The organism is Sphingobacterium sp. UBA865 (assembly GCF_002295765.1).
In the GTDB taxonomy this organism is placed as follows: domain Bacteria; phylum Bacteroidota; class Bacteroidia; order Sphingobacteriales; family Sphingobacteriaceae; genus Sphingobacterium; species Sphingobacterium multivorum.
Genome location: NZ_DBGB01000013.1, coordinates 152,504 through 177,015 on the forward strand (window position 1 = coordinate 152,504; position 24,512 = coordinate 177,015).

The following is a 24,512-nucleotide window of genomic DNA, read 5'->3' on the forward strand; positions in this document are numbered from 1 at the left end:
AACGTTCTAATATTAAAGATTCGATCTATGTTGTCGTAATTTTTTTTCGTACATTTATGTATACATTAGGAGTTTTGGGGTACTATGAATCATACAATCCAATCGAGCAATCAAACCGCTATTAAGCTTCAATCTTTTGGCAAACTGGTCATTTTAGATCGGCACTTTACGATCGTCGGAGTAACGGAGTCTGTCGTAAAAGAACATTATACCAGTGAAGCTCTATTAGGAACTCATTTTTTTCATAGCTTTGGCCATATCTTCGGCGAAGCTTTGTTAAAAGTGAGGAATGCTGTGATGGAACTTCTTGAAAACGGACAGTCGCGCCACATTTTACCCATTAAAATTAAAAACGACCGGGTTTATGTAAAATTACGTAGACATGATGAATATCTTTACATTGAATGGGAACAACAGCATAAAAAATATATTCCCGCTAAAAAAATTAACGAACTCAATTTTTTGTTGGATACCATTCAGCCAAATAATTGGAATCGCGTTTGTTCGGCCATCAACAAGATATTGAATTATGATCGTGTTTTCGTTTTGCAAATTCAAGAAACAGGGTATAGTTCGGTGATTGATGAGCATACGGCAAATGGACGGTCTTCTTTCAAAGGCAAGGAATTCTCCAAAGATTTTATGCCCGAGGAAGTCTTGTCTTATTATCGCGGTTATTCGTATCGATACGCTCCCAACATGGACGATCAGGGACAAGAATTCTATTATAAAGATGAGTCCATCGATCCCCTTTCGAGCCTATTATCTCCTCTGCCTGAACTCCATCAACTTTTTTTGAAAGAAATAAATGTTCAAAGTGCCCTTTTTTTTCGAATCTGTATTGATGATGATTTTTGGGGACTTGTGGTTGCGCAGCATAACGAAAAGCGTGTGGTCGACCTACAACAACGAAAACTATGCACGTTTGCCATCCAGGCGGCAACCAGCAAATATGAAAGTCATGTCAAACAGAATCTCTTGGAAAGAACAGAGCTTCTAAAGCTCGCAGAAGAAGAATTAAAGAAAAGTCTCTCTGAAAATAAGATGGTAAATTGTGCCTTGATACAACATATGGACATCCTAACTCAGCTTGTGGATGCAGACGGTTTGGCGATTTTCAATCAGGGCGACGTTTTTAGCTATGGGCAGTCTCCTCCTAAAGCACAGTTTTATGAACTCATTCAATTCCTGCAGAAACATACCGACAAAGCCCTCTTTAAAGACTACAACTTTCGTCTAAATCATCAAGAAAACTTTAAAGAAAAGCTTGGTTTTGCCGGTCTAATGTATTTAAAGGTAGGCTTGGAGAACGATTATTACATCGTTTGGTTTAGAAGAGAAAATAGCAGTCAGGTCATGCAAATGGAGTTAAAAGAAGAACAGGATGGTAAAAAGCAGCTCAAAATCTGGGAAGATACGCGTTATGATGTTGCCAAGCCATGGAATGATGCTGAAATTAACTTTGTGCTTCGCTTAAATCAAATCATCAAAGAATCCATCTTTGCGAAATTGAAAGAACGCCAGCTCCTCAATGACGAACTTCTCAGCTTAAACAATGAATTGGAAATGTTTACCCATACGCTTTCCCACGATTTGAAAAACCCGCTGTCCATCTTAAAAATGGGCATACAATTTCTTCAGCAACACCCCGACAATATCGATTTTAAAAAAATCAATAAATGGTATCAGAATTTCAGCCGAAGTGTCACCAACATTGAGGATATTATCAACAATATGGTACAATTAAGTCAACACCGATCCAGCATTTTAGACAAAGAGCCACTTCCAATGGCCTACACCATTCAGCGTATATTCCAAGAAAACAGTATTCTATATAACGTCAATAATTGTCGGCCCACTTTTGGTACATTATTGCCTATTTGGGGCGAGAAAAGTGCCGCTTATCAAATTTTTTCCAATTTAATTATCAACGCTATAAAATATTCAGCCCAGTCGGACAGCCCTGTGGTATCCATAGATAGTTCGCATGAAGATGATTATACCCATTATCAAATCAAGGATAATGGAATTGGCATACCCAGTGAACACCTACCGCACATATACGAAATGTTTACAAGGGCGGATAACGTGGGCTCCATACCCGGTACGGGCATTGGTCTTTCACTCGTAAAGCGCATTATGGAGCGGTTGGGAGGAAATATAAAAATTGAATCGGAAGTCGGTTTGGGTACAACAGTTCATCTTTACTTTCCAATTGTTAAGCCATTTCCCGAACAAATGTTGCTCAATTAACCTGATGCAGCATCCTGAAATCTCGCAAACTATTTCCTTGCTGATATTGTTCATTATTCGAGAGAATACAACGCGAATAAAGAGGGTTGTACCACTTAAACGAAATCGAAAACATGGAAGAGATATTGCAACATGCAGTAGTAAAACGAGGTTTGATTATTGCCTATTACTTTAGTAACATATGGTATCGTAAAGGATTATTCGGGCAACATACTATTCCGGATCCCAATGATACTGATCCAATTGAGCGTCCTGAACCGGACGTGGATGAAACCGATCCTGAAGAAGAAGAAAATGTCAATTATGCCCATAAAAAGACACAAACAAGCGACGGAACAAGTGCTAGAGCGGCCTCGTCCGCTGCTTGGGATGAAAATGTCGAAAATCCGGCAATACCCAAAAAGACAGATTGACCCGTGGGTCAATCTGTAACGATATGCAATTGGCCATTTTCATTAAAGAAAACGTCGCTGATAAACACCATGCGTTTATCACCCGTTTTTATAGTACGTCCGTGATACACACAGCGGAGCTTTCCTTCTCTATCGCTAAATAGGCTATTGTGTCCGGTACCCGAAATTACTCCCCCGCTATGGATATTTTTTTCAATGATTGGGTTAGCAGGTGACTTTTCATAGCTTCCCAATGGGGCAGTTGCCGTTCCATAGCCTACCGCATAATTGGCTCCAGCAAAATAGTTGGCGGAATACATCATATAATATTGTCCGTTTTTTTTCATTAGAAAAGAACCTTCTGTCCATCGTCTATTTATCTCACCCGAAGTGACTGACCTACTCTCCCATTCAGCCTGTGCGTCATTCATCGAAACTGGAGGTCGCATTAAAAGGACTGGGTCCCCGATCGTTTTAGTCATACTGCTGTCCAATTCAACACCATACACCCAGCTCTCTTCGATCCTGCTATAGCCATACTTCTGCTTCGCCCAATCCGCAACCTCCGACTCCACCGGATGCTCATAGCAACAACGCGAATAAAACAGATAATTCCTATTGTCGGTATCTCTAAAAACGTTCGCATCAATAATTGGATATCCCGGATCAAAAATAGGTTTTCCAGTAAGGTCTTTGAATGGCCCTAAGGGACTATCCGCCACAGCTACCCCGATGCGATAGTTTTCAATATGTTGTTTTGGATTATCTTTCCAATGGGCGCTATAATACATATAGTATTTGTTATTGACCCGGTAAACTTCAGGCGCCCAAAAATCTTTTTCTCCCCAGCCATTAGGCTGGTTGGCATCATATACTTTCCTTTCCTTCGTCCATGTTTTCAGATCTTTGGAACTATAAGCAATAAAGCCGTTTTCAGTTCCACCTGTGCCATATAAATAATATCGATCGGTAGGCGGATCAAATACAATAAAGGGATCGCCAAAGGCTACATCCGTTTGATAGGATTTTCCATTCCGGGTCAATCCCTGATCTGTAGCCAGGAAGCGAAACTTTGCGGTATCAAACCGAGGAACCGGAATACCGTCACTGGTTGATGCAAAATTAAACGGTATGATAGCGGTTCTCCGAGGTGCCACTTTTTCATCTGAAAAGTGTGTGTGACAGACATAATACCATTGCTTTCCTTTTTTGAAAACGTCGCCATGTCCAGTTCCGGCAAAACCGCTATTTTTTCGGCTTAATGCCGGCTGACCTTCTAGTTTTTTCCAAGGCCCATAGACATTATCCGCGATTGCCACGCCGACAGCATAGTCTTTATTTCGAAAATCATTTGCCGAATAAAACATATAATAATACTGGCCTTGCTGGATAACAGTAGGACCTTCGGTAACCGTCCACTCTGCATTTGCTGTATTTTCCCAGGGTAATTCCGCATGGACACATTCTTTTAGCGTCTCTCCTTTTATTCCCGAATAATCGGACTTTAATTCGGCGACAAAAATTCTATTTCCTTGCGTTAATCTGACATGAAACAGGTATTTCCTCCCATTGCGATCGCTGAATACAAAAGGATCTATCTGCTTTTGCCCGACTTCAAGTGGTGCTTTGGAAGTTTGCTTAAAAGGACCTACAGGGCTATCACTAACTGCAATTGCTATATGCTCATCTGCTGTATAAGCCATATAAAATTTACCCTTTTCAAACCATACCTGTGGCGCCCAAAATCCCGTCGATCCAAAAGCATCTCCTTTTAAAAGAGCAAAACCTGAAGTTGTGCCTGCCGGGACCTTCCAATGTTTCAAATCTGTAGATTGATACACTTTAAACCCCTGCTGTTCTTCAGAATCTCCATTCGTACCATACAGATAATAATATCCCCCGTAAAAGAATACGGTTGGATCAGCCTGAAAAATTCCGTCTATTGGAATATTCGCCTTTCCTATCGATACTGCTGTGGTATGCTGTGCGATTGTCGTCTGTACAAAAGACAGAAAAAGGGCACTAATTAAAAGGTATATTTTGTTCATTGAATTAAATAGCTATTTGGTATACAGATATCTAAAATTCAATAATTAATCGCTCAATTGCCGGTAATATTGTATCAATTGAACATCATTTTGTATCATAAAACCATTTCTCTAACCAAGTTTAGTTAAATGCAACTGTTTCATTTAATTGACAAACCATTTACTTCTGAGACCCGTTCTATTTAAAATAATCAAATACTTAATTAAGAGCGTAGGTCATGATATGTAATAACATCTTTTTCTTTTCCTTAATAACCAGTCTGCTGTTGATATCGTGTAATCATCAAACTCCTCAGGAAAAAGCTTCCCGTCATATGGAGGAGGCCGAAAATAAAGCAGCGGCAGCCAGTGAACAAGCTATAGCGAGAGCTGAAGCTGCGGCAGCAAAGAATACAGAAGCAGTCATTTATGCAAATATAGCTGCTGCTAACGAGGCTGTTGCTGGGATTCCAGCTCCAGCGTTGTCCAATAAGGAAGCTGAAAGGATATACAACAAACTCGGCAAAATCATTGTCGATCGAATCAATGCAAAGACAGCAGTAGAAGCGATGGAAAAAGAACAAGCCATCGCTCGAATTAAAAAAGATGTTTTGGAAAATTTAAGGAATGGCAAAATTACCCAAGCTGATCATGACGGTATAATGGGCTATTTAGAAGATAGCATCAAAGCTGCCAAGTCAGTTATGTAAGGCGCAATCAGCGAGACAAAACGACAAACTTATGATAAATTCAATCGAACAATCGTGTATAGAAGCCTGTTGGCAATGTGTTACTGCTTGCCATACCTGTGCGAATGCTTGCACAAAAGAAAGTGACCTTCAAGCCATGGCAAAATGTATTGCATTGGATATGGAATGCGCAGTCGTTTGTAAAGCAGTGGCCGAACTTCTTGCTATGGAAAGTTACTATAGCCGACGACTTATCAAGACTTGCGCTGAATTATGTACACTCTGTGCAGAGGAGTGCTTTATGCATCCACATGAACATTGCCAGCACTGTGCTAAGTTATGTGAACTTTGCGCAATTGCGTGTAACAAACTAACTGCATAAAATATAGTGGTGTAGATTTCAAATTTCCTGATGGGGCTATCAGGAAATTTTTAATTCAAAATGCCTCTTTCAAATGCAAATTTGACCAAATGAGCTGTATTTTTTACGCCCGCTTTATCGATTAAGTTTTGACGGTGTCCTTCAACTGTACGCTTGCTTAAAAATATCTTATCGGCAATTTCAATATTTGTGTATCCTTCTGCAATTAATTTGAGTACTTCAAACTCTCTATCGGAGATATCAAAATCTGTCTGTAGCTCGCCTGATACCTGTGCATAGCTTTGTCCAGAGCGAACTTGGTCCAATAGTATCATTGCGATTTCCTCGCTCATGTATCGTCCCCCATTTGCGATATGATTTAATCCAAAAAGCAATTCGTTATAGCCAACGTTTTTAACCAAATATCCGGCAAGACCAGATTCAAATGCTTCAACAACGTAGTTGATCTGATTCAACATGGACAGTATTACTACTTTAATGGACGGATACTGTTTTTTTAATTCATGTAATAGTTCAATACCATCCATTTCCTCCATGCTGATGTCTGTTAAGACAATATCAGGAACAGGATTAGAATTTAAGAACTGAAGAGCCTCCTTTCCATTCGACGCCTCTCCAACAACTTCAAATCCATCTTGCGATTCTAATAGTAATTTTATTCCGTTACGTACAACCATGTGGTCTTCAACCAATAGGATTTTTATCATTATTCTTTTTTTAAATAGTTAATTTAAGTAAAATACCTGTCTCCGGCGTATGATTCATAATCCGTGCATTATAGAGTTCAGCAATCTTCATCAAACGCATTGGACTATGTTCATGTTTTATTGTTGACAGCGATCTCCCCTGGCTAAAAAAAGGTGACACTTTAACTAAAATCTCAAATTCAATCACCTGTACCGAAACTGAAATAGCCTGTGAAGGAATCTCATCATTTAAATACTGGAATATAGCAGTAAGTAACTTAAACAGCTGAACTTGTGCCTCATGATGCAATTCTCTTAAATGCGGATCTAGCAAGGTGTCAATTGTAAAACCCGATCGTTTTCTATAACTCGCCACAGCCTCATCAACTGCATGAAAAATGCCAAGATCATTCAGTATCGGATTGTAGAGCAATACAGCTTTATTACGAATCTCCATAACCAACGTGCTTAATGAATCACGTAAGCAACGTAATTCTTCAAAATCACCATAGCGATTTGTAAAATTCTGAAGAGATATACGCATTCCGTAAAGTTCCTGAGCCAATTCATCGCGGAAATACCGTCCTATTTTTCCAATATCATCTTGTTGATTCCTAATAATCGATTTATAAAAATCTTCTTGACTACCATCCCATACCTGCTTTAGCTCCGAAGGCTCTTTGAGGTTCTCCAACCGTCCCACAGGCTCTTCTGATAGATCAAAATATAGTTTTTTGTTTTCGTCCCCCATATTGTTTTTCATTACATGTCATAACTAATAACCATTTAAAGGTATCAACAGTTTTAAATATTCACATCTATTTAGCCATTAAAAATGTACCAATTAAAACACTACGTATAAATACGTGCGACAAAAAGAAAAAAGGGGGAAATGAAACAGGAAAACACTTGTTATTAATGCAGAATAACGCTTAGCATCAGCCTGATAGCTGAATAGTTATTCTACATAAAACATTGACTAACTGATTGTTAAAATAAAACAAGTAATAAAACAGCTTGATCCATTCAGCGTCAACGCATTTCCTCTTAATTATTTTCTAGCACCTTAATTGTAGTGATATAGGCAAGATAGACACTTAAAACTTGATAATATGGAAAATTTAACAATCGATCAACTGTTTAAGGAAAAAAGACCTACATTAAAATATTTGGCAGCGCAATTTACAAACGATCCGGATGAACGAGAAGATCTGGTTCAGGAGACCATGGTAAGGTCATTGGGATCTATTGAAAAATTCCTGAAACATCCAAAGTTGATGTCCTGGCTCTATATAATCATGAAAAATACATATATTAACCAATATACTCGAAATAAAAGATTGGAGAATTACCGCAATGAATATGTAAGTATAGGTTATCATAATGAAATAACAACCAATCGCGGTGAAAATAATTTTATAGCCTCTGATATACAACACGCACTCAATAGTTTATCAAAAGATTACTATAACGCCTTTGCAATGTTTTTGGAAGGATTTAAATATTATGAAATTGCAGAGCATCTGCAAATCCCGGAGGGTACGGTCAAAACACGTATACATATGGCCAGGAAAGCACTGCAAAAACACCTAAAGATTTATTCAAAAAGTATCGATTAAAAAATGGTCGCTTTTCAAGATAAAAAAGCAGGTATTTAGCCTGCTTTTTTATCTTATTTCCCATTACTTAGACCTTCCTATTCTTCAACTGCATTTTACCCTAGCGGATATCCTAGTTATTCATTATATTTAGATATTTAGGGAACAACTTATTGATTTAATAGATTGAACATCAAAAAGTATGAAAACAGTTAATCACTTTATTTTTTATATGCTTGAGTGGCATTATGGTAGTATTGTCCTGTGATCGGGCAGCAAAAGAAGGTGAAAATAGAATTCGTGTCAGTGGTGAAGGAAAGATTAGGATAATGCCCGATCAAGTCACGTTGACAATCAATACGGCATTCACAAAACCGAGGATGGTAGACGCGGTTAGAGAGACTCAAGCAACTGTCGATACGGTCATTGCATTGCTCCAAAAATACGGCAATAAAAAGGAAGACATTAAAACAAGCAGCGTATCAGCAAATAAGGATTATCAATACATCGGAAATACCAATAAATTTATTGGTTATCAAGCACAACAAACAATCGATTTTGTTTTACATGATTTATCGAAATTTACAGAATTAACAGGCAAGTTGTTAGAGACCAAAATAAGCGGAATAGGCTCCATCTCATTCGATCATTCCAAAGCAGACAGTATTTTAAGAGAAGCGGATCTTATTGCTTATGATGATGCATTAAAATCTGCAAAAAAACTTGCATCTCGGGCAGATGTCGAAATTGGCAAACTGCTGTTTTTGTCGAACGACGGAAGCGCATCCAACCAATCGACGCAGTTTAGAACAGGGATGGCGTTAGAAACATTCAACAAGGGTTACGGCGGCGAAGGATTTAAAGTAGCCCCCGAAGTTTTAGAATTTAAAAGGACAATATATACGGAATTTGAAATTAGATAGCTCAAAAATTGGGATTAAGAATCTACGCCAATTAGACATTCTGGTAAGATCGTACTTACGAATAAAACTTGCTTAGAATTAGCATACGGCTAAGTTAAATACCATGATTCATCGCGGTGTTTTTTTCGTATATTTAACACATAGTTTATATACAGTTCATTTTCGTTTCGTTACTTTATCATGCAATAGTTCAATGTAATCAACGGAGTAATGTATCTATTATGAAAACGATAAACTATTTTTTCCAGCGAATTATATTTAGGATCTTTCTAGGTCGATTCAGTTCATTCTATTCACCCTTGAGATTCCACAAGACCTAATTGTTTTTAAACGGCATTGAGGTCCGATAATTTTATTTTATAAATGCTTTTAACCAAAGATGCTTTTGGCAAAGATTTTATTTGGGGAGTGTCTACAGCTGCCTATCAGATCGAGGGTGCGCATGATTTACATGGCAAAGGTCCTTCTATTTGGGATATCTTTGTACAAAAAAGGAACCGTATATTTCAAAATCAACATGGTAATCAGGCTTGCGATTTTTATAATCGCTACGTCCAGGATCTCCATCTAATGAAAGGAATGCATATTCCTAATTATAGATTCTCCTTATCATGGAGCCGTATTTTCCCGGGTGGAATCGGTGAAGTAAATCAATCAGGTTTGGATTTTTATGATCAATTGATCGACCTATCGCTCGAACTAGGGATCACCCCTTGGGTTACCTTATACCATTGGGATCTTCCCCATGCATTAGAAAAAAAAGGTGGCTGGGTGAACCGTGATGTAAAAGATTGGTTTGGCGAATTTGTTTCCAAATGTGTGCATACCTACGGTGATCGTGTTAAAAACTGGATGGTTCTCAATGAGCCTACCGTATTCACTGCCGCAGGTTATTTCTTTGGCGTGCATGCACCGGAACGAAAAGGTCTGGGTAATTTTTTGGCCGCCGCGCATCATGCGGCATTGGCACAAGCACAGGGAGGTCGAATCATCAAATCGATCCAGCCCGACAGTCAGGTTGGAACTACATTTTCATGTTCTCATGTCGAACCATTCACATCGAGAGACAAGGACATTAAAGCAGCAAAAAAAGCAGACGTATTACTCAATCGTCTGTTTATAGAACCTCTCTTAGGAATGGGCTATCCTACTCAGGAGATTAAAATACTGAATAGAATTGAGAAGTATATTAAATTTAATGATGAAAGAGACCTGAAATTTGATATGGATTTCATTGGGATACAGAATTATACGCGGGAGGTTATACGATACGCCATGTTCGTTCCTTATCTCCAAGCAAAAATAGTATCCGCAAAAGAGCGTAAAGTTGATTTAACTGAAATGAACTGGGAGGTTTACCCAGCGTCCATCTATCATATGCTCAAAAAATTCAGTACCTACCAAAACATGCCGCCTTTAATTGTTACCGAAAACGGCGCCGCGTTTCCGGATAAAGCCGAGAATGGTATAGTACATGATCCTAAAAGAGTTTCCTATTTACAGGAAGCATTGCAACAAGTTTATCGTGCGAAACAGGAAGGTATAAATGTCAAGGGCTATTTTGTATGGACTTTTCTTGACAACTTCGAATGGGCTGAAGGATATCGGCCAAGATTTGGACTGGTGTATGTTGATTTCAAAAATCAACAACGTATCATCAAATCCTCTGGGCATTGGTATGCGGACTTCTTAAAATAAAAAAATTACTTTTTCTCACCATGATGATAAATCAAATTCGTGATTTTTAATAAAATTACCGCTACAAGTATTGCCCCAATAATGATACATACGCTGATTAATGAATTTCGCCCGTTATCAGCAAAAATATAGATTGCGCATACCGCCAACAGACAGGGCAAAGCAAAAACAATCAGCTTGATCCAATAGACACGATCCTCTTCCTGGAGGATCCTTTCGGTGGTTACCGCATGAATAAGAGCGGCCTTATTTTTTCTAAAATACGTAAGAATGAGCTCTATCTCTTCCTGTCTAAGTTCGCGGGGGCGGACGATCTGTTCTTTTAATACGATAAGTAGATTTTTGCGATCGCGTTGTACAGAGCGAATATCTGCCATTTGAAATCGCTTTTTATAGCCCATGGGATTTATTGCATAGCCCTTATAATCGCTGTTTTCGGGACATAGACAAGAGAACTCAATGGCATTTAAAGAGAAGATAATATCAGTGTGATCTTGACCAATCTCTCTAAATTTTGATATGGCAAGTTTAACGGTTGCAAATAATGCACACTGAAGCACAAACAGACCAAAAGACAGATGAAAAATCCAGGACAAAAGCAATGCAACAGCAATAAATCCAAAAATAAACCAGCTCATATTAGACAAAATGTCAACCTTACGTCGTATTATTAACACAAAAATTGTACACATTACAGCTGGGATACTTGCTTTCCAATCCCAAAATATACTGACAACACCCAGCACTGAGCATAGCATATACATCAGCAGTTGAAAATAATCTGATTTCCGTTGGAAGTTGGTTCTCTTAATTTCAATGCTGTTTTCCACTACCTGCTCGAACAAAATGAAAAAATGTTTAACATAATATCTCTCTGATTGCATAAATATAAATATCTTTAATTAATATATATGTAAAAAATCAAAGCGTATCGTATGAAGACTTTTCAGTTTAAATCACACCAGGTTAAAAAGGGCTTAATCTTTGGATTAATTTATTTAGTTGTTGTATTTATACTATGTTATATGATCTTCGGTGGTATAAATGGGATGGCCGATGCGGCAAATAACTTTGGTTCGGCGAAGGGCTTAGGGATATTGGTTGCGGTTGTTATCATTGGTCCACTAGTCGTCATCTTGCAATTGATCAATCCCAAGATTGAAGTACAAGTTGACAGTGCGAACTTATCTATCAGGCAGCCGAAAAAAGAGGATAGCATTATTCCACTGAAAGAGATCTACATCATGGAAATAAACCATGCTTTGGTCAACCAGCTTCAGCTGTTCGATCAAAATAGACAGCTACTCGCTACAATACACCCCCAAAACGACACAAATGTCATTTTCTCCATCGCTAGTGCAATAGCACAACAGGGTAGATTTGTGAAGACAAAGGGGAACAAAAAGATCTTTGGAAATCCTGTTGAAACAATTTCCTATTCCAGGCAATAAATTTGGCATCGATATACGAAATGAAAAGCGCGGCAAAAATTCAGTATTTGGTCCTAATGGTGACAACTCTACTCTTGGGTTTAATCTCACGTAAAATATCTGTCATACCGCCTATATGTGGCGATGTGCTTTATGCCATGATGGTGTATTGGTTATCACGCTTAATATTTATTAAAAAATCACTGTTCTCCTACTGTATCATTACCATTCTATTCTGTTTTACCATTGAATTTTTACAACTTGTCCAATTGCCCCTATTTTTATGGATAAGGAGCAATTCACTTTTGCGCCTCGTATTTGGACAAGGATTTCTCTGGTCAGATTTAGGGGCTTATTTCCTGGGAGCGCTTGGAGCTGCATTTCTTGATTATCTTAAAGATCATTTGCTAAAAACAGACCCTGCGTTGTGAACTGAATAGACCTATTTTGTCGTTTTGGCCCCCATATCGATGCCCATCTTTTCATAAGCAACATCATTCGGCTGCCAAAGCTCTATTTTATTTCCTTCAATATCCATGATATGAACAAATTTGCCATAGTCAAAGGACTCGATCTTATCAAGTACCGTAACTCCCTCCTTCTTCAATTGATCGATTAGAATTTCAATATCGGCAACCCGATAATTGATCATAAAGTCTTTGTCCGAGGGACCAAAATAGCTTGTACTCTCTTTAAAAGGGCTCCATTGCGTAAATCCTTTTTTCGTACTATCAGCACCCTGATACCACTCAAATACAGCGCCGTAAGAATTTGTTGCCAGTCCCAGATGATCGGCATACCAGGCCCTTAATTTTTTAGGATCTTTGCACTTGAAGAAAATTCCGCCTATACCAGTTACTCTTTTTAACTCGACAGGTCGGTTCAAATTGCTCATGGTATTAAAGGCGTACCCCATTCCAAACGCCAGCGAAATACTCGCAACAAATACGACTCTTTTCATAATTTGATAAGGATAAATATTTATTTCTACCTCCTCTCCCAAATTTAATCATAAGTTTTGAAAAAACATTTACAATGCAAAACAACATATTCTTTTCTTATACGCTCAGAATGTTATATTCATAGCTTTTATCCCATTTTTTTCCTGCTCAGATTGTTAAAAAACGATATTGTATTTATACATTTGACTCGGTCAAGATTCATTTATCATCCTGGTAATGCGTTTGACGTACTTAGTAAATAGCATCTGAAGTAAAAAACAGCGTTATGTATAATTTTAAAAACGATTATTCCGAAGGGGCGCACCCCCGCATTTTAGATAAACTTATTGAAACAAATCTGATACAACAAGCCGGCTATGGCGAAGATGAATATGCTAAAGCAGCAAAAAGCATTTTGAAGAAAAAGATAGCGAACGAGCAAGCTGTTGTTTACTTTTTATCTGGCGGAACACAGACCAATCTACTTGTGCTATCCTTTCTCTTACGTATCCATGAAGCCGTAATTAGCGCAAAAACGGGGCACATATCGGCCAATGAAACTGGCGCTATCGAAGCAACTGGACACAAAGTCATTACTGTCGAAACACTTGATGGAAAACTAACGCCGAAGAATATTACAAAAACGTTAAAGGAACATGCACTGGCACCACATGTCGTAAAGCCAAGAATAGTGTATATTTCCAATTCGACTGAAATTGGCACGATCTATACGCTGACAGAATTGGAAGCACTTTATGTATGTTGTCAAGAACATCATCTTTTACTTTATCTGGATGGAGCTCGGTTGGGGCATGCTTTGATGGCTGAAAACAACGATCTAACACTGAAAGACATTGGAAATTATGCTGACGTATTCTATATTGGCGGGACGAAAAACGGTGCGCTTTTAGGTGAAGCCGTAGTGTTTAATAAACCCGAATTGGCACTGGATTTTGACTATGCAATCAAGCAGAAGGGCGCTTTGCTTGCCAAGGGCCGGGTTTTATCCATTCAGTTTCTCGAGCTCTTTAAAGATGATTTATATTTTGAACTAGCGCAAAAAGCAAATTCCTACGCTATGCGGATCGCTCAGGTGATCAAAGAAAAAGGCCATTCATTTTTGACAGACTCAACCACTAATCAAATTTTCCCGATTTTACCCAAATCTGTCATAGAGACATTGAGTCAGAAATACCAGTTTTATATTTGGAAGGAAATAGATAATGATTATGCTGCTATTCGCCTGATTACCTCCTGGGCCACCGACGAGGAGCAGGTTGCAAGTTTTATGGAGGCCATATTGAAATCTTAGTGATCCGACCTCTAGGCTTATTAATCACTCCTAAATGAAAGCGTCCAATAGGTATGTTGTACCCATTGGACGCATCCGATAAAATGAAAAAAATTAGTCTTTAGGTTCCAACGCTTTCCAAACAACTGCTGCAACTGCAGCACCCACGAGCGGCGCAACGATAAATAACCATAGCTGAGACAAAGCTTGCCCCCCGCTAAAATGGCAGGACCAAATGAACGTGCTGGGTTAACGGATGTACCCGTTACAGGGATAGCAACGAGGTGGATTAATAGCAGTGTAAAACCGATTGCAAGTCCAGCCATTGTACTGTTACCTACTTTAGAGGTTGTCGCTAATATCACAAATAGAAAAAGAAACGTTAACACTGCTTCGATCAGAAAGGCAGAAGCAGTACCATGCTCGTTTTGATAACCCTTTCCCCATCCGTTGGAGCCATAGGCCCATTCACCTGCAGTAAAGCCGGCCAGCTGTCCACTCAAAATCTGTTGAAGAACAAATGCTCCCAAAAGTGCGCCAATAAATTGATCAATGATATACACAATTGCATCCTTAGCAGACATTTTACCCGCCAATAATACACCAACCGTAACGGCAGGATTGATATGACAACCTGAGATTCCTCCGATCGCATAAGCAAAAACCACGACCGAAAGGCCGAAGGCAACTGCAATACCCAAAAGGCCAAGGCCAGAAAGTCCAGCTGTGGTATTGGCCCCTGCAATAGCGGCAGCTCCACAACCAAAAAGTACCAAACCAAATGTTCCAATTAGTTCGGCAACAAATTTTGAAGATGTTTTAATTTCCATATGAATCTGTTTATAACTTAGTTAACTCTAATTTAATCATTTTCCGTATTAAATTAAAGCACTAAAAAATTTATTGTAGAACAATATTCACACACTATTAAAATCAGTTCTATAGATACATCTTCAACATCAGTTTATCCATATTTCATCACAGGCTATAAGCGCGTTCCGTTTCGGATGATACCTCCATTCAGGTAATTTTGCTAAGGGCTCAGCATAGACTCGAATGACCTTAACACGGTCGTTTATCACAGCTCGATAGCGAACCTTCTCAACTGTATAATCTTCCTCCTGAGATTCAAGTTTCCTCAGCAGCACATCTTGAAAATCTTCGCCATTTTTGGATACCGAAATGCGGACTTCCTTTGGTGAAAATATCCAATGTCGGACATCCTTTAGAAAATTAAGCTCAATTGTATCGATGTGTTTTTCCTGTTCAAAATCAAACGTAATATCCATCGGCTCCCCATTCCATAGCAACCAGTTGTAGCTATAATCCATGTATCCTGGGACACTATCGGAGAGGGTTTCCAGACCATTGGCAGGGAAGGAAGGATCGAATGGATTTTTCAGTTTTATACTTGCTTGGGAAGCTTTGTTCATTCTGACTCCAGCATTGAATATTTCGCTCCATTCTTTTGCATAAGCATCAGGTGACGCCCCCCCTTCGGCAAGTTCTATTACCCCCAGCCTTTTGGCGTCTTTAATAAATTGAGTGACTTTACGGCTTACATTAGGTCTTACAACCCAATGGTCGCCGTCTTGCTCAAAGATACCATGCTGATGCGGACCATAGAACCGTGCTTGTTGCAAGTAGGTGTAATCCAAGCCTAAACCGACACGTCTAATACGCGATTCTAATAAAGGATTTCCTTCACTTGCAATTTCAGCTTTTTCTAACAATGTACTGTATTGATCCATAGCTTCGGGACTCAAAAAATCCTTTCTATTATCAATTGGATTTCCATAAATCGACAAAGCGGAGGAAGCTCCAGGCAAGTGATTTCTTCGCAGATCGAGATATCTCTTAATAAATGGCGCAGCCTTACCATAATAGCCCTCAATAAATTCATCTGTCAATTGCTCTTCTGAACGACCATCTGTATCCCAGGCAAGGTTAGCCAAAATATAAGCATTTAACTCCGCCATATCACTATAGGTCGCTCCGCCACCTTGTAAGAATACCCCTTCTACCCCTTGTCCTTTCAAATATTGCATGCTTTTCTGCATCGTTCCTTGAATGGGGAATGGGGCAAGATAATTGGTAAACTGAGTCAAATAATCCCATACAAACACATGCTTCGCTTTCGATTTCCAAGCGCCCAATTGTCTACGGAAAGTTGCTGCAGAATATTCACTACTGATATCATTTTTCCGAAAAGCATCGATATTACTTAATATAACCGAAACATTATCTGCGACGCGAAAATGCGCTGGAGCATTAGCCGATTCGAGATACGCCAGCGTCGTAAATTTCTTGTCTGGAAATTTTCCGGCCACCCTATTCACAAAGTGGATCAAGGAGCCCTGTGCTCCTCCTTCGCGCTTATCAATGGCTTGGCAAAGATCGCAAGTACAGCTTCCAATGTCGTCATTGGCTGCTATGGACCAATAGATAGCCGTTGGATTTTCAAGCATCCTTTTCTTAAAGTAAGCGACTGTATGAGTAAAAACTTCTTCATTGGAAAGACAGAGCTGAATCGGTTGGCGCTTCCCATCATACAGCGCGTAATATTCCGGATGATCTTTAAAGTAAATCGATGGTGGCAATATTTTACTGAAGGTATGGCCCCAGTCCCCCCATCTATCTTCCAAATTATGTAGGCCATACCAGTCCATGTACTCCTGATCCAATTCCACAGGGAAATAAACTTCTCTAAATTGAAAATTAGGCTTTGAAAAGATTTTTAAATCGGCATCCACATATAACGCAGTACACTTTGGAACATCGGTACTTTCTTTACCTGTATACCACTTTCGCCCACCAATAACATCCCTGACATAACGGTACGCCGCAAATATTACACCTCTACCACTTCCTTTGATGTAAATATTTTTTCCTACAGCTTCAATCGAATAACTGTCTTCAGGGGACGCATTTGTTATTGGGCTTCTTTCCAAAATAATGGCATGTGTATCATCAACTTTGGCTTGTATTGCAAAATCTACACCTGTGCTTTCTTTTGTAAAGGTGTTTATTACCGCAGCAGCTTTTTGTACAACAGGATCATTTGCATCCGCCTGGATGACATAATCCGTTTTCCCATTGTCCACCAATACCATTCTTTCCTTACCCTGAACTATCGTTACCAAAGACAATAGACCTAACATAAACTTCCACATCATATTAAAAATATCTCCTTAATGATAGATTTAGATCATACTGGTTCATAAATCTATTTTCAGCAACTTTGTAATAGCTCCAACCGCCCATGAGTGTAAAACCCCAAGCATCTATGCGATGTTGCCAGCCTGCATTAATTGATCGGGATAAAAAATTGAAACGGTTGTTTAGGAATTGATAACGCGATGGATCATCTGGCGAAGTCCCCACATTACCGATTAGTGTGACATAGGAATCCGGTTTTACACTGTTATAATAATGTCGGATCGCGAGGGAGTAGGCTTGGTTCCATCGCTGTTCATCACGTAACAAAAATCCCCTTAAATAGACAAAAGTTGGCCCAAAATATCGGCCTGCCGAAGCGACAAGTCCGTAATTATTTGTATTGTCATTTGCACGAACATACCTTCCTCCGAAATCGAAGAGCCACAATCCCGCTTCCCGATATAGGCTATAAGATGCGCGCCATGTTGGAAAAACACTACCATCAGCCCAAGCTATCTGGTGATAGGCATATATATTTTTACTGTAGTTAAGCCAAGCATCCAAACCGACCTGATAACCTTTCTCACCACGTCTATTCCCGTTATTAAACTGTCCGATAAGTGTATTTTTCTCCCCTAATTTTTGGCCATATTCCAGACCTGAAATAAAGAAATGTCCATTTGGCCGATCTTGCGAACTTTGCATATGATTTGCTCCAATATAAAACTTATAAGGCATATTCTCGCGGTAAACTTTGGTCAAATGCTGATATTGTACATTTTCTGGTATCTTCGCTACCAGCTGATTCATATAACCCAATGCCGTTGAATAATCTTTGTTTAGTGCGGCAATGTTTGCTAATTGTTCGGTAACAAAAATCGAACTGTCACCTCTGCTCCATAAAGTTTCGAAATCAGTCTTCGCTTTCCCGTATTCTCTATTCGTCATAAAAGCACTTGATCGCAGGTATAAGAAACGATTGTCTGCAGGATCAGCATGTTGTATACTGTCCGAATAAGCCAATGCTTGAAATACATCTCCCTTTTCGACGAAATTCCGTCCCCTTTTATACCAGATATCGATGCACGCATCACGGTCACGTGTTAACTTCCTATGTTCAAATTCGCTATACAACCTGATGATTTCAGCGTCCATCGGAAACCGTTTACTTGCGGATTGCCAGGTAATCGTTGCTTTTTCAGGCTGATTAGAAGACTCATATAGTGCAGCTAATGAAAGATACGCATCTCTGTAGCTCGGCTCGCTCGAAACCACTGCTTCAAAATAGGGAATCGCCCAGTCGGCTCGCCCCATCTTCTGATAGCTCAATCCCAAGATATACCTTAAATCCGTGTATTTAGGATATTTTGATAATACGGTTTGGCTCAATGCAATGGATTCCCCCACTCTTCCTGCTCGCAGGTAGCCAGCGGCTTTTGGAACCAAGCTGTCAACGTCGTATGTTTTATTTTGCCAGTTAACCTGCGCATGTACAACTTGCGACAAAAATAGCAAACAAAAAATTAGCGCAGATAGGATTAATTTTTTCATTTTTCTACTTTTTAATGTGATCAGAGGGCAAAGGAGTTAAGGTGCCTTTTCGCGTCATTTCCCCCCAGGCATGCTTTTTCCCAAAAAGTTCTTGGACATAGCCCTTAAGCGAGCTATAAACGATAATGGGATGATAAACAAATGGTTCTATAAATGCGGTGAGGCATAAGCTTATAATATCTTTTCGCCGTTTGTAATATTTATAGACATAATTGTCCAGTAAAATGGAAAAACTTGTCAGAAAGACCGAAAACATATAGACGAAGATCAATAAAAGAATAGCCATTGGCCAATTAATGCCATGTGTTAGGATGAGGTAGATATAAAAGAAAATACCTAAAATCTCCATAATAGGGGCAAAAAATTCGAAAATGGCATTGTATGGAAAAACGATGAGTCCAAACCTTTTGTACTTTGGATTAAAAAAGGCCTTACGATGTGTGCGCATAATTTGCATCAAACCCCGCGCCCAGCGTACACGTTGACGCGTTAACATCTTGAGGCTGTCAGGCCCCTCAGTCCAACAGAGCGTCTGCGGAATATACTTGACCTCGTATTTTTGGTTATTGTCACACATGGTCATACACATTCTGGTTACCATCTCCATATCCTCGCCCAAGGAATTAGAATCATATCCGCCCGCAGCAATGAGAATCTCTTTATCAAACAATCCCAATCCCCCCAGAAACATTGGGAATACAGTTGAGGTAATTCCAGCCCATTTTACCCAACAGGTATGATCGAATGTATTCCATTTCCTGAAAACGGGCCAATATGGGTTTGGGTAATGCAGCTTCCACCAACATACCGGAATCCACATAACTGGAGTTTGACATCCGTAGTGTTGCGCCCACAGCGATTACACGTTCCTTCGAATCCAGTACAGCTTCGATTAATTGAACCAGGGTGTCATTGGCGAGTACACAATCCACATCGGTATTTAAAATATAAGGAAAGGAAGCTACATTAATTCCAGCATTTACCGCATCGGCCTTACTACCCCCGTTTATTTTATCAACGATCGTTAGTCGTTTATGAGAGATGTCCCTGGATTTGTAGATTGCTTTAATCTCCTTACATGGCACCAAATAGTCAACCAAAAAGTCTACCTGGACCAGATCAAACTCTTTAATGAGCTTCTCCAATGTATCATCTTTACTGCCATCATTCACAATAACGACCTCGTATCTGGAGTAAAACAGTGTCATCAGCGAACGTACATTGTTCACGATTGTAACCGATTCATTATATGCTGGTGCGACAATACTTACCCCTGGAGCAATTTCAGACTCCATTAATGTCTGCACACGTCGGGAATTTCTCTTACGAAGATTCTTCCGGATCGATATGGATGACATCCGAAACAACATGACGTATACAATCAACAGCAAGAGACAATAAAATCCGAAAACAAATTCTATTGAAAATATAAAATGTTTCATATGCAATACTTTTGTGTTATGGAACCAATACCTAGCAATCTATATATAGTGAACCATAGGGTGACTAACATAACGTATAAGCTTATAATCGTCCAAATTTTCAGCAGTTTCAATTTTACGTAAACTTGATGCACTTTAAGGCTTTTGCGCGAGCAGGGAACGATAAGCGTGTTTTCGTAGTGCCAATACTGTACTTTTATCGTTGAAGATGTTCTCTAAAAGATCGATCGATTTTCCTTGACCAAGACGCCCCAATGCTTTTACAATCTCTATCTTGACATTTAAGGGCTGCTCGATGGTGTAAAAATCCACTAACCGACTTTCGCTATCTCTCGCCAGGAGTTTGCCCAATGAGTTGATCGCTTTGTGTAGCGTTTTAGCATCCTGAGCTGAAACGATGAGCTGCCATAATTTTTCTTCATCCAATTGCTGGTAATAGACCATGAGGTCCATCATAAGGCTATTGATTGAAAAAGATTGAGCGCCGTCCAGCCATTGAGAGAACACGTAAGATCCCACATAATCGGTTGAGACAATTGTTTGATAGATATCAAGTGCATCCAGGTCAGTAATTCCTGCAATACCAGAAAAAACCTGATCGAAGGATATTTCACCCCGCACCTGCAAAAGATATTTAAAGGCCGCTACCCGAATTTCAATGCGTGGGCTACTCATCAGCTGCATCAAAACCGCATCCTGGATTTCGACCTTCATCAATGCTAAATCGGCCAAAGATCTTACTGTGGCTGCCACATGGTGGCTCTCGTGTCTTATTTCGTATTGCGCTTCTCTATCGAAGCCCAATTCATTAAATAAACTCCGCATATTTTTTCCTTTCTCTCCACCGATAGTAAAAATATATTCATGCAATATTTGACGGACCACTTTCTGAATGATCGGCTTATGAAGATCCAACGCTAGTTTATCCACCGGATAATGGCTATTCCTATTATCAATCAAAATGTGTTCATAGATAAAATCTCGCAATACAGGATATATTTTAGCATGATATAGGCGATACCGATAGTCACGATAATAAAAGATAGCAATACCGACAAGACAGCTTACCCAAAATAGAAAGCTCGACACAAGCGCTATCGTAACCAAAATTGGCCAACCCTCACCCTCAAAAAAGGATCGGATGCTATGAATCGTATGTTCTATTTTACTAAGCATGACCTATATTTAATCGTACACGGGATATCAGTTCAGACGGCGAAATAGGTTTTTTGATATAATCGTTGGCTCCTACTTCGAAACCTTCAACAATGCTGTTGTCATCTCGATAGCCTGAAATAATAATAACGGGCACCTGGTTATTCGTACTGCTTTTCCGAATGCGATCGATTATTTCGTAACCATTAGCAAAGGGTAATGCCAGGTCTGTTATGACCAAATCAATGGTTTCATCCGAAACCAGCGAAAGGGCTTCTTTACCGGACTTTGCCAGTAAGAGGTCATACCCTTCTCTTACAAGAACAAATTGCATTGTGCTCAATAGAATTTCATTATCTTCGATAACAAGAATTCTCTTTTTTTCGTTCTCCATAGCGGTAGATTTTTAGTTTTTCACGGTGAGACAAAGTTTCGAAAAAAAAAGAAAATGTCTTGTCGATTAACAACTACAGGTGGATTTAAATAATTTAAACGCAGGTTTTAAGGATTGTTATCTCTTAAAATGACAATATATTGACATAGCTTATTTCGTGTTTATTGTTAAACAACTAAACTAGTATGTAAAATTTCAACTTCTTCGATCAAGGAACGAATGATATCTGCAGTAGAAAGTTCACTGTAAGAATGTATCGATTGTCCGGTCCAAATGTTGATAAAATCAGCATTTCTATTTATCCTTGCTACTCTTCTTAATTCGCCTGTGAGTTTATTTTGATAAGGATAGGGCAAAATCTTTTGAGCGGCTTCTAAAGCTTCAATGAATTTATTTTTTATACCTCTGGCGTAGCGCCCTGAAAAGCTCCTCGTTAATACGATGTCTGATTCATTAACGCCTGAAAGACGCGCTTTTTCAAAGTCCAGGAGCGCGCTCTCCTTAGATTTGAGTAATAAACTACCCACCTGGAAGCCACTGGCACCTAAGAGCTTTGCAGCATGCAATGTACTAGCGTTGTATAAACCACCGGCATAAATAAGGGGAACATGGACATGCTCTTTTACCTGCGGTAGTAGTGAAAGTCCGCTAATCGCCGGTATTGGAGTCTCGTCAAAACTTCCGCGATGTCCCCCTGCTTCTAGTCCCTGTACACAGATGATGTCAATGTCAGATTCTTCCAAAGCGATTGCTTCTGCCACCGAGGTGCATGTACCAATAAGAGTAACATCATTGTCTTTCAATCGTTTTATACTTTCTGTATCCAAATTTCCAAACGTAAAACTCACAACTTTACACCGATGGGTGATGATTACGTCAATCTGTTCCCTGTAATCGGTCAAATGGATACTATCAAGCTCGGGTAAGGTTACTTTCAAGTCGTGCTGCGCGGCTAATTGCTCCACGAAAGTTTTTGTTTCACTATACTGTTTCCTTAAATCGAATGAAACCTTGGGAATATTATTGACAAAAATATTGACCTCGAAAGGCCGCTTTAGATTTTCGGCAGTCAAACGAATAAGTTCGCTGCAACGTTCTATCGGCAGATCACCCAAAGATAACGAACCGAGCGCTCCAGCACGCGAGGCTGCAATGACCATTTCTGGTGTCGTAACACCAAACATTGGAGCTTGGATAATCGGATATTCAATACCTATTGATCTTGTGAGTTGATTTGACCACTGCATATCGGGACAATTTAATAGTCTTAAAATTTGTATAACGATCGATGTAATGCGTCTAATTTAGCTTATTTTTTGTTAAATGATGTGATAACAATTGGGAAACATCCTACAACGGAAGTTCCAAATAAGCTATTTATACTGTATATTTATGGTATTTTATTACGTAACAAACAATTTTATGAAAATCGCCTTCTTTTCGACTAAACCATACGACAAATTATTCTTTGAACAGGAAAACAGCGCTTACGGATTTCAGTTTAATTTTTTTGAAACGCATTTAGGTCCACATATTGTCAATGCTATTGAAGATGAGAAAGTGGTCTGCGCATTTGTCAATGATAAACTAAACCGACAAGTGATTGAAGTACTTGCTCAAAAAGGTGTCGAACTGATTGCATTACGCTGTGCTGGTTTTAACAATGTTGACCTGGAGGCGGCAAAGGAGTTTGGCATTCAGGTATGTCGGGTCCCGGCTTATTCCCCAGAAGCAGTTGCAGAGCATACAATGGCAATGTTATTGACATTGAATCGTAAAACCCATAAAGCCTATAACCGCGTAAGGGAGCAAAATTTTGCATTGAATGGCCTTTTAGGATTTAATCTTCACCAGAAAAAAATTGGCGTTATTGGAACGGGAAAAATTGGAAAGGCCTTTATCAAAATTGCATTGGGATTTGGGGCAGAAATAATTGCCTATGACTTATATCCCGATCAGCAGCTTACAACACAGGGTGTCAATTACAAATCATTGGATGAGCTCTTTAAAGAATCAGATATCATTTCACTTCATTGTCCCCTAACCTCCGAGAACCACTACCTCATCAATAGCGAGTCATTGGGGAAAATGAAAGACGGCGTTACTATTATTAATACAAGCAGAGGCAATCTGATCAACACCCAAGATGTCATTAAAGCACTCAAAGAACGAAAAATTGGTTTACTGGGTATTGATGTCTATGAACAAGAGGAAAAGTTGTTTTTTAAAGACTTATCGACAACAATTATTGAAGATGAAACAATACAATTATTGATGAGTTATCCGAATGTCTTAGTGACGGCACACCAAGCTTTTTTCACCACAGAAGCATTAACCGAAATTTCGCAAAGAACACTAAGGAGCATCTCAGACCTATCAACCAAAGGAATCACTGACGCCGAGGTCATGCTTTAACAAGACTTCCCATCAAATTTATTTTGAGGTAGCGCTATTAGCAATGTTGTGGCTAAATGCACCTTTTAAAGAAACAGAATGGATGC

Annotated in this window: 24 protein-coding genes; 11 read left to right on the plus strand and 13 right to left on the minus strand. The window is 39.3% G+C overall.

From position 1 onward, the window contains the following. Window positions 1-84: 84 nt before the first annotated feature. The gene (locus tag B2O97_RS07900; RefSeq protein WP_115048743.1) at window positions 85-2,253 is read left to right on the plus strand and encodes an ATP-binding protein; all 2,169 of its coding nucleotides are present in this window, start codon (window positions 85-87) and stop codon (window positions 2,251-2,253) included. Window positions 2,254-2,366: 113 nt separating this feature from the next. Beyond that, window positions 2,367-2,666 carry a hypothetical protein gene (locus B2O97_RS07905; RefSeq protein WP_046673508.1) on the plus strand — a complete coding sequence of 100 codons (300 nt, stop codon included), beginning with the start codon at window positions 2,367-2,369 and terminating at the stop codon, window positions 2,664-2,666. An 8-nt stretch (window positions 2,667-2,674) separates the two neighbouring features. Here B2O97_RS07905 and B2O97_RS07910 read toward each other — a convergent pair whose 3' ends face one another. Continuing rightward, window positions 2,675-4,693, minus strand: a complete 2,019-nt coding sequence (locus B2O97_RS07910) for a glycoside hydrolase family 43 protein (protein ID WP_236560208.1) — start codon at window positions 4,691-4,693, stop codon at window positions 2,675-2,677. A gap of 314 nt (window positions 4,694-5,007) precedes the next feature. Here B2O97_RS07910 and B2O97_RS07915 point away from each other — a divergent pair, with 314 nt between their 5' ends. Both B2O97_RS07915 and B2O97_RS07920 read left to right on the plus strand, forming a co-directional pair. After that, window positions 5,008-5,382 carry a hypothetical protein gene (locus B2O97_RS07915; RefSeq protein ID WP_139144937.1) on the plus strand — a complete coding sequence of 125 codons (375 nt, stop codon included), beginning with the start codon at window positions 5,008-5,010 and terminating at the stop codon, window positions 5,380-5,382. A gap of 104 nt (window positions 5,383-5,486) precedes the next feature. Further along, window positions 5,487-5,735, plus strand: coding sequence for a hypothetical protein (locus B2O97_RS07920; protein ID WP_159332946.1), 249 nt, complete (start codon window positions 5,487-5,489; stop codon window positions 5,733-5,735). Window positions 5,736-5,793: 58 nt separating this feature from the next. Here B2O97_RS07920 and B2O97_RS07925 read toward each other — a convergent pair whose 3' ends face one another. Together B2O97_RS07925 and B2O97_RS07930 are read right to left on the minus strand one after the other, a co-directional pair. Next, the gene (locus B2O97_RS07925; protein WP_115048745.1) at window positions 5,794-6,450 is read right to left on the minus strand and encodes a response regulator transcription factor; all 657 of its coding nucleotides are present in this window, start codon (window positions 6,448-6,450) and stop codon (window positions 5,794-5,796) included. A gap of 10 nt (window positions 6,451-6,460) precedes the next feature. After that, window positions 6,461-7,192: a hypothetical protein gene (locus B2O97_RS07930; RefSeq protein ID WP_070563908.1), complete on the minus strand. Its 732-nt coding sequence runs from the start codon at window positions 7,190-7,192 to the stop codon at window positions 6,461-6,463. Window positions 7,193-7,541: 349 nt separating this feature from the next. Here B2O97_RS07930 and B2O97_RS07935 point away from each other — a divergent pair, with 349 nt between their 5' ends. From B2O97_RS07935 to B2O97_RS07945, 3 genes are all read left to right on the plus strand, one after another. Continuing rightward, window positions 7,542-8,048 (plus strand): RNA polymerase sigma factor, encoded by a 507-nt coding sequence (locus B2O97_RS07935; protein WP_070563905.1) that lies wholly within the window; start codon window positions 7,542-7,544, stop codon window positions 8,046-8,048. A gap of 227 nt (window positions 8,049-8,275) precedes the next feature. Then, window positions 8,276-8,950, plus strand: a complete 675-nt coding sequence (locus tag B2O97_RS07940) for an SIMPL domain-containing protein (RefSeq protein ID WP_286767229.1) — start codon at window positions 8,276-8,278, stop codon at window positions 8,948-8,950. Between the two features lie 363 nt (window positions 8,951-9,313). Beyond that, on the plus strand, window positions 9,314-10,648 hold the full coding sequence (locus B2O97_RS07945; protein ID WP_070563902.1) for a GH1 family beta-glucosidase: 1,335 nt from the start codon (window positions 9,314-9,316) through the stop codon (window positions 10,646-10,648). Window positions 10,649-10,653: 5 nt separating this feature from the next. On the opposite strand, the gene B2O97_RS07950 is transcribed toward B2O97_RS07945, so the two are convergent. Then, entirely contained in the window at window positions 10,654-11,532 is an 879-nt protein-coding gene (locus B2O97_RS07950) for a hypothetical protein (RefSeq protein WP_112374073.1), read from the minus strand. A 51-nt stretch (window positions 11,533-11,583) separates the two neighbouring features. On the opposite strand from B2O97_RS07950, the gene B2O97_RS07955 reads away from it, so the two are divergent. Then, window positions 11,584-12,099 carry a hypothetical protein gene (locus tag B2O97_RS07955; RefSeq protein WP_070563896.1) on the plus strand — a complete coding sequence of 172 codons (516 nt, stop codon included), beginning with the start codon at window positions 11,584-11,586 and terminating at the stop codon, window positions 12,097-12,099. Window positions 12,100-12,119: 20 nt separating this feature from the next. Continuing rightward, the gene (locus tag B2O97_RS07960) at window positions 12,120-12,509 is read left to right on the plus strand and encodes a DUF2809 domain-containing protein (protein ID WP_112374072.1); all 390 of its coding nucleotides are present in this window, start codon (window positions 12,120-12,122) and stop codon (window positions 12,507-12,509) included. A gap of 11 nt (window positions 12,510-12,520) precedes the next feature. On the opposite strand, the gene B2O97_RS07965 is transcribed toward B2O97_RS07960, so the two are convergent. Next, complete coding sequence (locus B2O97_RS07965; RefSeq protein WP_201303537.1) at window positions 12,521-13,039, minus strand: VOC family protein; 519 nt, start codon at window positions 13,037-13,039, stop codon at window positions 12,521-12,523. 266 nt (window positions 13,040-13,305) lie between these two features. On the opposite strand from B2O97_RS07965, the gene B2O97_RS07970 reads away from it, so the two are divergent. Further along, window positions 13,306-14,331 carry a threonine aldolase family protein gene (locus B2O97_RS07970; protein ID WP_286767230.1) on the plus strand — a complete coding sequence of 342 codons (1,026 nt, stop codon included), beginning with the start codon at window positions 13,306-13,308 and terminating at the stop codon, window positions 14,329-14,331. A gap of 20 nt (window positions 14,332-14,351) precedes the next feature. Here the strand turns inward: B2O97_RS07970 and B2O97_RS07975 are convergent, their stop codons facing one another. The 8 genes from B2O97_RS07975 to B2O97_RS08010 all read right to left on the minus strand — a co-directional run bounded on the left by B2O97_RS07975 (window position 14,352) and on the right by B2O97_RS08010 (window position 23,258). Beyond that, window positions 14,352-15,140, minus strand: coding sequence for an aquaporin (locus B2O97_RS07975; RefSeq protein ID WP_312440717.1), 789 nt, complete (start codon window positions 15,138-15,140; stop codon window positions 14,352-14,354). Between the two features lie 129 nt (window positions 15,141-15,269). Further along, window positions 15,270-17,486, minus strand: coding sequence for a DUF4838 domain-containing protein (locus B2O97_RS07980; RefSeq protein WP_286767231.1), 2,217 nt, complete (start codon window positions 17,484-17,486; stop codon window positions 15,270-15,272). Window position 17,487: 1 nt separating this feature from the next. Then, window positions 17,488-19,020 (minus strand): YaiO family outer membrane beta-barrel protein, encoded by a 1,533-nt coding sequence (locus B2O97_RS07985; protein WP_201639190.1) that lies wholly within the window; start codon window positions 19,018-19,020, stop codon window positions 17,488-17,490. A 4-nt stretch (window positions 19,021-19,024) separates the two neighbouring features. After that, on the minus strand, window positions 19,025-19,732 hold the full coding sequence (locus tag B2O97_RS07990; protein WP_333621788.1) for a glycosyltransferase family 2 protein: 708 nt from the start codon (window positions 19,730-19,732) through the stop codon (window positions 19,025-19,027). Further along, window positions 19,683-20,462: a glycosyltransferase family 2 protein gene (locus B2O97_RS07995; RefSeq protein ID WP_201639188.1), complete on the minus strand. Its 780-nt coding sequence runs from the start codon at window positions 20,460-20,462 to the stop codon at window positions 19,683-19,685. The genes B2O97_RS07990 and B2O97_RS07995 overlap by 50 nt, the downstream gene beginning before the upstream one ends. Before the next feature lie 135 nt (window positions 20,463-20,597). Further along, window positions 20,598-21,638, minus strand: a complete 1,041-nt coding sequence (locus B2O97_RS08000; RefSeq protein ID WP_201639187.1) for a HEAT repeat domain-containing protein — start codon at window positions 21,636-21,638, stop codon at window positions 20,598-20,600. After that, window positions 21,631-22,011, minus strand: a complete 381-nt coding sequence (locus B2O97_RS08005; protein ID WP_070563878.1) for a response regulator — start codon at window positions 22,009-22,011, stop codon at window positions 21,631-21,633. Before B2O97_RS08005 ends, B2O97_RS08000 begins: the two co-directional genes overlap by 8 nt. A 167-nt stretch (window positions 22,012-22,178) precedes the next feature. After that, window positions 22,179-23,258, minus strand: coding sequence for an NAD(P)H-dependent flavin oxidoreductase (locus B2O97_RS08010; protein WP_286767232.1), 1,080 nt, complete (start codon window positions 23,256-23,258; stop codon window positions 22,179-22,181). Window positions 23,259-23,433: 175 nt separating this feature from the next. Between B2O97_RS08010 and B2O97_RS08015 the strand changes: the two genes are divergently transcribed. After that, complete coding sequence (locus tag B2O97_RS08015) at window positions 23,434-24,426, plus strand: 2-hydroxyacid dehydrogenase (protein WP_046673609.1); 993 nt, start codon at window positions 23,434-23,436, stop codon at window positions 24,424-24,426. Window positions 24,427-24,512 lie beyond the last annotated feature (86 nt).